At 58.0% G+C, this 13,273-nt stretch carries 8 protein-coding genes; 1 reads left to right on the forward strand and 7 read right to left on the reverse strand.

The genetic code is table 11. The features are described from left to right. Positions 1-557: 557 nt before the first annotated feature. Complete coding sequence (locus tag ASG25_RS04695; protein WP_062469874.1) at positions 558-1,763, forward strand: DUF559 domain-containing protein; 1,206 nt, start codon at positions 558-560, stop codon at positions 1,761-1,763. 66 nt (positions 1,764-1,829) lie between these two features. On the opposite strand, the gene ASG25_RS04700 is transcribed toward ASG25_RS04695, so the two are convergent. From ASG25_RS04700 to ASG25_RS04735, 7 genes are all read right to left on the reverse strand, one after another. Beyond that, the gene (locus ASG25_RS04700) at positions 1,830-3,155 is read right to left on the reverse strand and encodes a cadherin domain-containing protein (protein WP_348271263.1); all 1,326 of its coding nucleotides are present in this window, start codon (positions 3,153-3,155) and stop codon (positions 1,830-1,832) included. Positions 3,156-4,889: 1,734 nt separating this feature from the next. Continuing rightward, the gene (locus tag ASG25_RS22585) at positions 4,890-6,716 is read right to left on the reverse strand and encodes a calcium-binding protein (RefSeq protein ID WP_156466860.1); all 1,827 of its coding nucleotides are present in this window, start codon (positions 6,714-6,716) and stop codon (positions 4,890-4,892) included. A gap of 1,341 nt (positions 6,717-8,057) precedes the next feature. Then, the gene (locus ASG25_RS04715; RefSeq protein WP_062469883.1) at positions 8,058-8,360 is read right to left on the reverse strand and encodes a putative quinol monooxygenase; all 303 of its coding nucleotides are present in this window, start codon (positions 8,358-8,360) and stop codon (positions 8,058-8,060) included. Beyond that, a complete protein-coding gene (locus ASG25_RS04720; protein ID WP_062469886.1) occupies positions 8,357-9,298 on the reverse strand; it encodes an ABC transporter permease in 942 nt (313 codons plus the stop codon). The genes ASG25_RS04715 and ASG25_RS04720 overlap by 4 nt, the downstream gene beginning before the upstream one ends. Further along, the gene (locus ASG25_RS04725; protein ID WP_062469888.1) at positions 9,291-10,865 is read right to left on the reverse strand and encodes a sugar ABC transporter ATP-binding protein; all 1,575 of its coding nucleotides are present in this window, start codon (positions 10,863-10,865) and stop codon (positions 9,291-9,293) included. Before ASG25_RS04725 ends, ASG25_RS04720 begins: the two co-directional genes overlap by 8 nt. Further along, positions 10,862-12,028 carry a Gfo/Idh/MocA family oxidoreductase gene (locus ASG25_RS04730; RefSeq protein WP_062469892.1) on the reverse strand — a complete coding sequence of 389 codons (1,167 nt, stop codon included), beginning with the start codon at positions 12,026-12,028 and terminating at the stop codon, positions 10,862-10,864. The genes ASG25_RS04725 and ASG25_RS04730 overlap by 4 nt, the downstream gene beginning before the upstream one ends. 120 nt (positions 12,029-12,148) lie before the next feature. After that, entirely contained in the window at positions 12,149-13,270 is a 1,122-nt protein-coding gene (locus ASG25_RS04735) for a substrate-binding domain-containing protein (protein WP_062469895.1), read from the reverse strand. Positions 13,271-13,273 lie beyond the last annotated feature (3 nt).

The following is a 13,273-nucleotide window of genomic DNA, read 5'->3' on the forward strand; positions in this document are numbered from 1 at the left end:
TAAGTCATTAAAATTATGTGAGAATCCAAAGCGCCCAGGCAAGTCATTTTGGACCGATTTTTCGATCTAAATTGGGGACCATCACCCCTTGGGAAAAGTGGCGTCTTCTCAATACGTTGGGCGATCGCGGCCGCACTTCCTTGGGCCATCCGTCGCGTTCGAAGGCGGATAGGAAATTGGCTGGGGACCCGCGATCAATGACCGCAACGGGGCGGCAGCCGACCGTAGGCTGCTAGGACACACAACACGGAAAGCTGACTTCTAAGTTCAAACCGCTGACGTCTGAAATAGGCCCAAAGCTGCCCTCGTAAACATGCGAAAACAAGCTAGGCAGGCGGGAGGGTGCTTATCAGCTCGTGCACTAATCGTTGCTGGCGAGGCCCCCCTAAGCTCAATCGCTTCTCGGGTGCATAGTTCTTCAGAGCATCAATCAGCGTGCGAATTCGGCGAGGCAGGTGCCGCCGTAACAAATAGTGACCGTCAGAGAGGACCACGAACGGATCTCGCCATCCGTCACAAGTAGCGGTAGAACTCTTTGGGGAGTTTTGGGAGGCGACGTGGACGACGCGCATAAACAAGCGATCATCATTCGGGGCGCGATTACTGCCGTGCTGGTCTTCGCGGGATTTGCATTTCCGCTAGTCTGGATCGCCGCCGCGTTTTTCGCCTACACCACTTTCCAGGCTTTCCCGGATCCCGAGCCTGAAACGCCCGAAAGCATGTACCGAACCCGGCAGTCGACAGTGACCGCCGATGATCCCGAATGGCGCGAATATTTCTTGGCGGCCTGTGAATCGCCTGCAGAGACAGCTTTCCTCGAAGCGATGATCAAGGGCTACGACCTGAAACCCGAGAAAGGCATTCTTGTCGGCGCGGGGATCGAGCTAGACATACAGACCGAATACAAGCCTTACCGGCTCGATTTCCTCGTGAACAAATGGCTTGTCGTCGAGGTCGATGGCGCAGAGTGGCATTCTTCTCCAGAGGCCATTGAGCGTGATGGAATCAGGGACGAGTTCTTCAGAGCCAAGGGCTTTGCCGTCCTGCGCATTCCGGCCAAGGTCGTCTTTCAGAGACCAACCGACGCCGTGAGCAGAGTAAGGGCGGCCATCGCCAATGGCAGGCCAGCACAGAAGGTGGCCGTGAAGGAAGCGCCGATATCGGTCGCCAAGACCTTTACCAACTCGATGAGCGCGTTCGGAAAGTTCATGGACGATGTCGATGCTCACGTTACCAGGGAAAAAGCCATTCAGGAGGCCTTGGGGCCATCAAGACAGACCTTCGATACCGAGAAGAAGGTGATCGACTCAGGATTGGAAATTGCCAAGAAGGCGGTAGCGCTTGAAGACCAGCTATCTGCGAATCCAAATCTTCGTAAGCATTTCGAAGAGTATCATGCCGAATTCGAAGCGCTCTTGAAAAGCAGGCGTTCTAAATATGACCGCGGTCAGAGCGCAACAATCATAATCCCACCGATATCGTGGCCGAAGGCGCATCCGGATCCTGACTTGAACGCGACGATCATGGATATGCACTTCAAGCTGCACTGCGACCGAACGCGCTACTTCAACGAGGTTCGACAGCAAATCTCGAAAGATCCACGCTTATCTCCTCACGTCCGAAGCCACCTGGAAAACCTTGGCTGCCATTCCTCGTGGAAGGAGATATCAACGAAAAAGGACGTGTTCTCGCTTGAAGCGTTTCTGAAAGAAATTGAAGCCGAGGGTGGGGGCGGCGCACAAAAGAATCCGCCGCCGAGCTGATGAGCCGGGCGGCAGTCCTGAGAGGCTGATGCGGAGGGGGCCGACAGCGGACTGTAAGCGTTACCTTCAGAGGAGGAAGTAGTCGCTTGTCAGAGCAACTGCGTCGTCTAGATGGATGGCAAAGTCCGCTCTCTTGTCTCCATTGGTATCAGCGTAGATATAGGTATCCGAAGATTTCAGCTCGAAGCGAAGCTCGCCTGCCTTGCCGGTGAAAGCACCACTGCCAACGAAGCTGAAAACCTGATCACCAAACGTTTTCGATGAAGCATCGACCGCCGACAGATCTATAAGATCACCCTCCTTGATGGAGAAGTCGAAGATCGTATCGCAACCGCCGACGCTAGTCAGTGTGTCACCCGGTGCTTTGAAGATAAATCTATCCGCACCTAGGCCGCCATAAAGATCGTCCGCTCCTTTGCCGCCGTAGAGTTTGTCGGCGCCATTTCCGCCGGACAGATAGTCGTTGCCGTCTCCGCCATTTAAGATGTCGCTTCCATCCAGGCCTAGGATCTTGTCAGCGCCTAGCTTGCCGGTAATGGTTTCCGATTTGTTGGTGCCGGTGATGGTTTCCATCTGGTCGAGTATATCGATAGCAAACGTCTTAGTGGTGACATTGCCGCCATCATCTTTAATTTCGATCTTGATTGTGTCCGTCTGAACAGACTCATAGTCCGCAGCCTTTGCGACGACCACCTTGTTGCCGGACATTTTGAACAGACCATCGGCTGTATCCAAAAGCTTGTAGTTCAGTGCCTTGCCTTCGGGGTCGATTGCCGAAAGCACACCGACAACTGTACCGACTTTCGCGTTCTCGGCGACCTCGCTGCCATCCAAAGCAATTGACAAAGGCGCCTCGTTCACGTCCGTCACGTCGATCGTGAACGTCTTGGTTGTCGTGTTGGTCCCGTCGGAAACYGCGATGGTGACCGTATCGGATTTCAGCACCTCGTAGTCCAGAGCCTTCGTCGTGACCAGCTTGTTGCCGGAGAGCTTGAAGATGCCACCAGCCGTATCCGTCAAGCTGTACGTCAGAGCCTTGCCTTCCGGATCGGTCGCCGAGAACGTGCCGACGGTGGTGTTCGCCGGCGCATTTTCAGAAATTGTGGCGTTCGAAAGGGCTATAGATACAGGCGCCTCGTTCACGTCCGTCACGTCGATCGTGAACGTCTTGGTTGTCGTGTTGGTCCCGTCGGAAACTGCGATGGTGACCGTATCGGATTTCAGCACCTCGTAGTCCAGAGCCTTCGTCGTGACCAGCTTGTTGCCGGAGAGCTTGAAGATGCCACCAGCCGTATCCGTCAAGCTGTACGTCAGAGCCTTGCCTTCCGGATCGGTCGCCGAGAACGTGCCGACGGTGGTGTTCGCCGGCGCATTTTCAGAAATTGATCGGATTTCAGCACCTCGTAGTCCAGAGCCTTCGTCGTGACCAGCTTGTTGCCGGAGAGCTTGAAGATGCCACCAGCCGTATCCGTCAAGCTGTACGTCAGAGCCTTGCCTTCCGGATCGGTAGCCGAGAACGTGCCGACGGTGGTGTTCGCCGGCGCATTTTCGGCAATTTTATTGTTCGACAGTGCTACTAAAACGGGCGCCAAATCCTGTACGACGTCATCAATCGCGACCGTCCCGTCTGCGAAGCGAAGAAGCTCGACACCGGAAACGATATCTATGCCCTCATTGACGTTCCCGGACCGTTGATCGACCACCTGATACGCACCGTTGTTCATCAGCGAAACAACGTAGGAAGCTTTGTCTCCTGCATAGACAGCTATATCGGTGCCAGCACCACCGATGAACTTGTCGTTGCCAGCGCCGCCCGTCAGTTCGTCCGCGCCATTCTCCGCATTCATTTCGTCGTTGCCCGCACCACCAATCAGCTTGTTCGCCGCGCCGTTGCCGGTGATTATGTTGTTCAAAGCGTTGCCGGTTCCGTTGACCGCAGAGGAGCCGCCAAGGATAAGATTTTCGACATTTTCGCCCAAGCTATAGGTCAGATTCGTTCTGACCGTGTCAGTTCCCTGATCCTCATATTCCGTAACAATGTCTCCGGCGACATCGACACGATAGGTGTCATCGCCGTCACCACCATACATTCGGTCGGCCTGCGACCCGCCGTCGAGCACGTCATTGCCGCTGTCGCCATAAAGCTGGTCGGCACCATCATTGCCGTTAAGGGTGTCGTCGTTGTTGCCGCCATAGAGGGTGTCGTTGTCGGCACCACCATTGAGCGTATCCTTGCCTTCGCTMCCGTGGAGTCGATCGTCGCCGGCCTCACCATTGAGGGTGTTGATGGAATCGACGTCGTCCGTGTCCCAGTAGGAAGCATAGAGCTCGTCTGCGTCGTTANNGTCGCCGGCCTCGCCATCCAGCGTGTCGTTGCCCGTGCCGCCATAAAGGCTGTCATTGCCATCGCCGCCTGACAGGGTGTCGTTGCCGTCAAGGCCGTAGATGGTATCGTCTTCGGAAGTGACCGGTCCGGAAAGTTCGGCATTGGTGTCGTCACCGGTGGTGCCGGTCAGGACCTTGAAGGTGCCGTCGACGAAGTCGGAGGCCTGCAAGTCGGTGAGGCCGTCGAGATAGACAACGGAGTCGGCACCTGACAGCTCAAAGTCATCATTGCTGTCGATGATCAGCGCAATGCCGGTTGCGGTGCGGGTCCACCAAACCTGGCGGAAGCCATGGCCAATGTCCTCGCTGCCGGTAAGCTCCGAGCCGGTCGCAAAGGAGAAACCTTGTGGCAGTTCGCCGCGGAAGACCAGCGGCTGGGAGCTGTAACCAAGTGAGATCTTGTCGCCTTCGCTGGAACTGAAGTCGGTAATGGTGTCCGGAACTGCAAAAGATGTGTCTTGATCATATACATGGAAGCGGTCGGCCCCACTACCGCCCGTCATCGTATCCTGGCCTATGCCGCCTTGGATGATATCGTCGCCAGCGCCACCATTCAGCACGTCATTGCCGCTGTCGCCATAAAGCTGGTCGGCACCATCATTGCCGTTAAGGGTGTCGTCGTTGTTGCCGCCATAGAGGGTGTCGTTGTCGGCACCACCATTGAGCGTATCCTTGCCTTCGCTACCGTGGAGTCGATCGTCGCCGGCCTCACCATTGAGGGTGTTATAGGTGTCATCGCCGTCACCACCATACATTCGGTCGGCCAGCGCCACCATTCAGCACGTCATTGCCGCTGTCGCCATAAAGCTGGTCGGCACCATCATTGCCGTTAAGGGTGTCGTCGTTGTTGCCGCCATAGAGGGTGTCGTTGTCGGCACCACCATTGAGCGTATCCTTGCCTTCGCTCCCGTGGAGTCGATCGTCGCCGGCCTCACCATTGAGGGTGTTGATGGAATCGACGTCGTCCGTGTCCCAGTAGGAAGCATAGAGCTCGTCTGCGTCGTTACCGCCGTTGAGGGTGTCATTGCCGCGTTCGCCGACGATGAAGTCCTGGCCATCGCCGCCGTTGAGGACGTCGTTGCCGTCGCCGCCAACTATCATGTCGTCGCCGGCCTCGCCATCCAGCGTGTCGTTGCCCGTGCCGCCATAAAGGCTGTCATTGCCATCGCCGCCTGACAGGGTGTCGTTGCCGTCAAGGCCGTAGATTATCAGTTCGACCTCAACCATGCCGTCGCCGCCAACTATCATGTCGTCGCCGGCCTCGCCATCCAGCGTGTCGTTGCCCGTGCCGCCATAAAGGCTGTCATTGCCATCGCCGCCTGACAGGGTGTCGTTGCCGTCAAGGCCGTAAGCGATATCATCGCGACCGTCAAACTGAGGCGAGTCGTCCCCGACCGTTCCACGCCAGGCGACAAAATTATCGACGAAATCTTCTCTACTGAGGGCAGATATGTTCTCCAACACGACGAACATGTCACCTTCGCTGAATTGACCATCGTCATTGGCGTCGAGCCACACCTGCACATCCGAGCCAAGTTGACGCCAGATGACGTCGATCATTCCATCTCCGACCCAATCTGGGTTCATTTGGACGCCACTATCGCCAGTGTTCGACCATTCGAAATCCCATTTACCCGCAAATACAAGCGGCAACCCGCCCCAGAAGGAAGGAAGGTCAATCAGATCGCCTCCAGCGGAACCGGCGCCCTGAAAATCGGTAATGTGGTCAAAGAGACTTTCCTCCGCCGCAGAGCTTTCCCCGCGAGGGAACCCGAAGCCGATGACAAAACGGTCGTCGCCAGCGCCTCCGGTGAGAATGTCGCCTCCAAGGCCGCCAGTCAGGAGATCATTGCCGTCACCGCCGTTGAGGATATCGGCACCATCGCCGCCCGACAGTGCATCCGCGTTATCACCGCCCGTTAAGATGTCCTGGCCGGAGCCTCCGATTAGACTGAGCGAGCCTCCCGTCACGTTACTGCCATCAATCTCAAGCGAATCTTGTTCTGACAGGGCTGATCCATCTACCGTGAGCAACCCTCCCAAAGCGCTCGTGACGGATTCATTTGCGAGCAAAAGAGAGACCGAACTATCGCGTTCAACGACTATCTTTTCGATACCGACAATGGTTGAAGAGGCAAGATTAAGCTGCTCGCCGTATACGCCATCGACGATGAGTTCATCCACACCGTTGCCGCCAACGATCATGTCGCCCGAGGAAAGGGCATTTCCCACGTAAATGACATCATCGCCATCACCTGCTGAAGCTGCAAGTTCTGCGTGCTGCCGCAGATCAAGATAGTCGCTGCCGGTGCCGCCTGATAAGGGTGAACCATCACCTTCAAATAGCGCAAGGCTTCCGTCGCTGAAGGAAAAATTGGCTGAGTTGAAATCGACAACGGTTGCTCCCAGCAATGTCAAGGACCCCCAACCGCTGCTGATTAAGACATTTCCATCTTCTTCATGAAAACGAAAATCACTTGCCGACCCCCCCAAGTCGAATTCGATGACGTCTCCTTGAGTAAAAATAACCGCGCCATTCATATAGTCAGTAAATTTATGGACTGTCATTTTGAGCTCCACAGAGAGAATTATGCTTGGGTATCCATTGATGTGTAATTCTTATAATATTGATAGAATTACTCTCGGACCATACCGCCAAAATCTCGTTCCGGATCGACCGAATACGTCGAGATGAAGCAGATATATTCGCTTTCACTAAAATTGAAACACTTAACTATTCGAGGAATCTGTTTCTTCACTTATTATGCGTGAAGTTTACAATCTTCCCCAGATGCCATTAGTGAGCGTCCCATCTCACTTTCAGAATACGCAGCTTCCACTTAGCCGTTCGTGGCAAGTTATTATCACGAAGTCTGCAGCGATCTCAACGATGCCCTGATGAAAAAAATGAAAAATACATGACCAATAAAAAGCGGAAGTTCCGGCTGCTTAAATTTGGCTATTAGAGAGGTCATTCTGATCACACTGCGCTGACACGACTTGCTGAATTGGCTGTTTTACAGCAAACAGTGCCGACCATGCCTGTGTCGATTTTGCTACTGTTTAGCACAGTTGAGCGAGACGCATGGGTGCTACCGGAGCTTAGTCGGCCGGGTGTGAACGTGATGGATAGGCATCAAGAACAGGTGCCGTCACCTCTCTAGTCAGTATTGCCAGATAACGCGTTGTCGCCGTGACCCTCACATCTAGCATCTGCTCCATAGTGCGTCCTCCCATTCACTCATAATATTGCACCATAGAAGTCTAGGATCAGACATAAAGGTCCAGTCTGAATGGCTAGACTGGGCGCGAGAAGCGGCCGGACGCCTATGGCCGCCTCGTCGTAAACGTGAGGTTTAACAGCGGAAATAATTTCCGTCAGCCCACCCCGTTGACTGATGCCCAAAGCCAGGACACAAAGGCGGTATCCAAGGTCGCTCGCGGTCGGAGAAACACATCGAATTCAGGGTCTCAGCTAAGCCCCTGAGAACTCAGTGAGAATCCAGGTCTCCCAGGCGAGCTATTTCAGACCTGCAAATCAGCGATTGTCTCCCTCACCAAAAAGCGACGTCTTCTCAGGAACTTGGGCGACCCCGGCCGCAATCTTTGAGGCCGCCCACCTGCTAAAATGACGCTAGAGAGATTGGCTGGGGACCCGCAGCAAGGCGAGTTTTGGGCCGACAAGTGACAGTAGATTTGACTTCGACCGACATGGCAGTAAACGACAATCTGGCGCAAACCCCACTTCAGATTTGGCCGCAAAACTGCTGCACGTTTCGCCGAAGCGATCGTCATAATATGAGATCGGGAACGGTAATTACTTTCACACACGCTGTTGATTGACGAGGTCCACTGTCATGGCATTTGGCTGCCTGGCCTCAGCAAGAAGCGCAGCGCCGCGAAGCTCGCTTAGTTGGCCGGGCTGCCGATCATCCGCAGGTGTCGGATCTCGACCGGTCGGGCCAGCAGTCTGTCGATCTCAGACAGAAGCGGCTGGAGATGCGGCGTCTTCATATGCTGGTCCAGATCGTCCTGGCTTCTCCAGTTCTCGTAAAAGACGAAAACACAGTCATCGCCCGCATCGACATGGAAATCGTAGTTGATGCAGCCGGCTTCCGCCCGTGTCGGGGCAACCTGCTGGGTGAGAATGGCCTCCAGTTCGGCGCGGCATTCGGGTCGAGCCGTGACGGTGCCAATGATGGTGACGGTCATGATGCGGTCCTTTTCTGGCTAAGGGCGACGGCAAGGATGATGATCCCGCCACGGGCGATGAGCTGCTGGCTGAATTCGAGGCCCATCAGGATGAGGCCATTGTTGATCAGGCCGATCATCAGCGCGCCGACGATGGTGCCGACCACGGTGCCCTTGCCGCCGAAGAGGCTGGTGCCGCCGAGGACGGCTGCCGCGATGACCGAGAGCTCATCCCCTTCGCCAAGCTGGAAGCGGCCCGACTGCAGACGTCCCGCATAAAGCATGCCGGCCAGCGCGGCGGCAGAAGAGGACATGACCAGAACCTTGAACTTGATGTTGCGCGTGTCGATGCCGGAATAGCGCGCTGCCGTCTCACCACCGCCTGTCGCCAGCACCCGGCGGCCGAAGCCGGTGCGGCGCAGCACGATATGGCCGATCACGCCAAGCACCACCATCCAGATCAGCAGCACGGGCACGCGGCCGAGATTGCCGCCGCCGAAGAGCCAGGAATAGCCGGGCGACAGGATCGGAACGGCGGCGGTTGCCGAAATCCACATGGCAACGCCCTTGGCGATTCCCATCATCGCCAGCGTGGTGAGGAAGGAGGGGATGCCGATCCGCGTGGTCAGCCAGCCATTGAAGGCACCCACCGCGATACCCGTGGCAATCCCGGCCAGCACGCCTGCAAAAGGGCCACCGACGGCAATGGCCATGGCAACCGTGACGGTCGTGAGACCAGCCACCGCGCCGACCGAGAGGTCGATCTCGCCGGCTGACAGCACGAAGGTGATGGCGATGGCCATGACCGCGATCATCGCCGTCTGTCGGACGATGTTCAGCAGATTGTTGGGTGTGAGGAAGCCCTTGTCGTTCAACGCCACCGCAAAGACGACGAAGATGACGATGAAGCCGATATAGATGATGTTCTGGCGCCAGTCGGCCGCGAAACGCTTAAGCATTGATTGTCTCCTGGGCTGCGAGCGCCCGCTGTATCTCGGTCTGGAGTTTTTGCTCCGCTGCCTGCAGGCGATGCGCCAGGTCGTCTTCCGGCACTGTGGGGTCATCGAGGGCTTCGCGCGGCACATCCGCGTGCACCCGGCCATCCGCCATCACCAGTATGCGGTCGCAGGCGGTGAGCAATTCCGACAGTTCGGACGAAATCATGATGATCGCCTTGCCGGATGCGGCAAGCTCCCGCACGAGGCGGATGATTTCTGACTTCGAGCCGATATCGATCCCGGCGGTCGGTTCATCGAGGATAAGAATGTCGGGGTTGGTGGCGAGCCACTTGCCGATGACTACCTTCTGCTGGTTGCCGCCCGACAGGGTGGAAACGGCATGGTCGCGGCTGGCGGTCTTGATCGAGAGGCGGCTGATCTGCGTGTCGGTCAGATCGGCTGCGGCCTTCTGGTCAACGAAGCCCGCCTTTGACAGGCGACCGATGACGGACAGCACCATGTTGGAGGCCACCGAATGGGCCGGGATGATGCCCTGCGTGGCGCGGGCTTCTGGCACCAGCGCCACGCCACAGGCGATGGCATCACCGGGGTTGCGAATGGTGACCGCCCTGCCCTTCATGCGCATCGACCCCTTGGCTGCGGGATCAATCCCGGCAATCAACCGGGCCAGCGAGGAGCGGCCGGAACCGAGCAAGCCGGCGAGGCCCAGCACTTCGCCGGCATGCAGCGAGAAGGACACGTTTTCGGGCTTGTGGACACCACTGAGGTTCGACACGTCGAGGAGCACCTCGCCCCGCACCGTCGAGCCGCGGACGACATCCGACAGGCCTTTCGAGCGTTTGCCGACGATGTGCTCGATCATCGTGTCGATCGGCAGGTCGCTGAGCGGTGCGGTGATGACGTGCCGGCCATCGCGCAGGATGGTGGCGCGGTCCGCGATGCGGGCGATTTCATCCATGCGGTGGCTGACATAGATAATTGCCACGCCCCTGGATTTGAGCTTGCGGAGAAAGACGAAGAGCCGCTCGACATCCGACACCGCGAGTGCGGTGGAGGGTTCGTCGAGGACCAGCACCTTCGCATCCTGCGAGATGGCTTTGGCGATTTCCGTCAACTGCTTCTGGCCCGCGCCGAGATCGCCGACGATGGCGCGGGGATCGACGGAGACTTCGAGCCGGGCGAACAGTTCGGCGGCGCGGCGTTCGGCGTCGGCGTCGTCAATCAGTCCCACACCCGTACGGCCCTCGCGGGTCAGGAAGACGTTCTGCGCCACGGTCAGCGTCGGGATCAGGCTCATTTCCTGATAATTCATGGCAATGCCGGCGCTGCGCGATTCTTCCGGCGTATGGGCCGTCAGCGCCTGCCCGCCGACCTCGATCGTTCCCTGGTCCGGCTTGTGAACGCCGTTCAGGATCTTGAGGATTGTGGATTTGCCAGCGCCGTTTCCGCCCAGAAGCGCGTGAACTTCACCCGGCATTATTTCCAGATCGACCCCTTCAAGGGCGCGGACGCCCCCGAAGGATTTCGAAATGCCGGTCATCCGGACGGCTGCGACGCTGGCACTCATCCCACTCTCTCCCATATGCCGCTCTCACCCGAGCGAATGAAGGCGTCCGCCACCAGTTCGGTCAACAGGCCGTCATCGAAATTCGGGCTAGCCTGCTTGCCCTTCGCGATCGCCTGGAAGAAGTCATAGCACTCGACGATCTTGGTTTCCGAATAACCGATGCCGAGGCCGGGGATTGGCCAGAGACCGCCGCCATAGGGATGGGCCGGTCCGGTATAGACCGTGCGGAAGCCACGGGCGTCTGCCGGGTCATCGGCAAACATCACCTGAAGTTCGTCGCGGCGCTCGTAGTTGAAGTGGATCGAGCCCTTGGTGCCATGGATCTCGAGCGTGATGAAATTGTTGCGGCCATAGGCATTGCGGGTGGCCTCCAGGCTGCCGATCGCTCCATTGGCGAATTTCAGCATCGAGACGACTTCGTCATCCACATCCACATCGCCCCGCTCCGCGTCAGCCGCCTTTTCCGCCGCACCCAGCTTGTCGACGCCGCCCTGCTGCAGCGGGCGGGTCTTGTTGTAGGTGGTGGTGAGGGCGATGACTTCGGCAATGGGGCCGACGAGGTAATGCGCGAGATCGACCACATGGGTGCCGATGTCGCCAACGGCGCCGGAACCGGCGATCTTCTTCTGGAAGCGCCAGGAGAGCGGCGAGTCCGGATCGGCGGACCAATCCTGCAGATAGGTGCCGCGGAAATTGAGGATACGGCCGATGCGGCCTTCCTCGATGTATTTCTTGGCCAGCGCAACCGCCGGCGTGCGGCGGTAATTGAAGGCCACCATGTTAATGACGCCGGCCTTGTCGACGGCTTCAGCCATGGCGCGGGCTTCCTCGACGGTGCGGGCCAGCGGCTTTTCGCAGATGATATGCTTGCCGGCCCGTGCCGCCTCGATGGCGATTTCGGCATGGACATTGTTCGGGGTGCAGATATCGACCACATCGATATCCGGCCGGTTGACGGTGGCGCGCCAGTCGGAGGAGGCTTCTTCAAAGCCGAACCGCTGGCGGGCTTCGTCGGCCATGCCATCGGTCACATCCACCACGACCTTGCGGTGGGGAATGGCCGGGGCCGGCCAGAAGAACATGGGCATGGCAGCATAGGCCATGGCATGCGCCTTGCCCATGAAGCCGCCACCAATCATGGCGACGTTCATCACTTTCGTCATTGCGGTTTCTCCTGATTGTCGCAGCCATATGCTGCTTCTTGTTGCCGGCGGGATCCGTGATCACCTTCAACCGGCCTGCGGGGACGCGGCGCGATGAGCCGCGACGCGTCCCGGCTGCTGTCAGTTGCCGAGGCTGGACTTGACGTTGTCGGTCGCTTCGGTCGAATAGACCGTCTTCCAGGAGTCCAGCAGGTTTTCACGCGTCACCGGCAAAGCCGGCAGGGCGACGAAGGCAGGAGCCTCTTTGCCGAGAAGCGCATAACCGGCGAGCTTGGCTTCGACAACACCCGCATCATAGGGACGCTGGGCGCCAAGGCCCTTGACGAAACCGTTTTGCGCCATCGAGATCGCCACGTTTTCTCCGAGGTCGATCGTGGTGATGATGAGGTCGTCCCGTCCGGCATTGCGCGCGGCGGCGATGACGCCTTCCGCGGGCACATCCCAGACCGCCCAGATGCCCTTGACGTTCGGGTTGGACGTCAGAATGGCACCGGCGGCCTTTTCGGCATCACCGGAGAAATCCGGGCCGCCGATGCCCTGCTCGGCAACGATCTTGATGTCTGGATAGTCCGACGTGATGGTCTTCTTGAAGGCGTCATAGCGCTGCTTGGTCACGAAAAAGTCGGCAGCGTGGAAGACGAGGCCGATTTCGCCCTTGCCACCCAGTGCCTTGGCCATCAGATGCGCCGAGGCAACGCCATTTCCATAATTGTCGGCGGAGACGACCGAGACATAGTCCTTGCCTGCCTTGAAGCCAGCCGGAACATTGTCCATGAACACCAGCTTGGTGCCGGCATCGGCGGCGGCCTTGTAGGCTGCTGCGGTTGCAGTCGGGTCGGTCGGAATGGACACGATGATGCTCGGCTTCTGCGCCATGATGGTCTCGAGGTCGGCCACCTGCTTTTCCGGCTTGAAGCCGGCATCGGTGACCGCGATGACCTTGATGCCCATGGCCGCAAACTGCGTCTGCAGACCGTTGATCTGGGCACGCGACCAGTCGTTGCCGCCATAATGCATGACTATGGCGGCCGTGGCACTCATGCCCTTGACCTTGGCGAGTTCCTCATCGCTCAGCTTGACGCCGGAGGCCGGCGACGGGTCTTCGCCCGACGGACCCTTCGACAGAACCGAATCCTGCAGCTTGGCGAGCGCAGCATCGGGATCGGCGGCCCATGTAGGGGCGGCGATGGACAGGGCTGCCGCGATGGCCGCGGAGCACAACAGAATGCGTCTGGTAATCATGAT

Origin of the sequence: Rhizobium sp. Leaf384 (genome assembly GCF_001424065.1) — a bacterium.
Lineage (GTDB): Bacteria > Pseudomonadota > Alphaproteobacteria > Rhizobiales > Rhizobiaceae > Ferranicluibacter.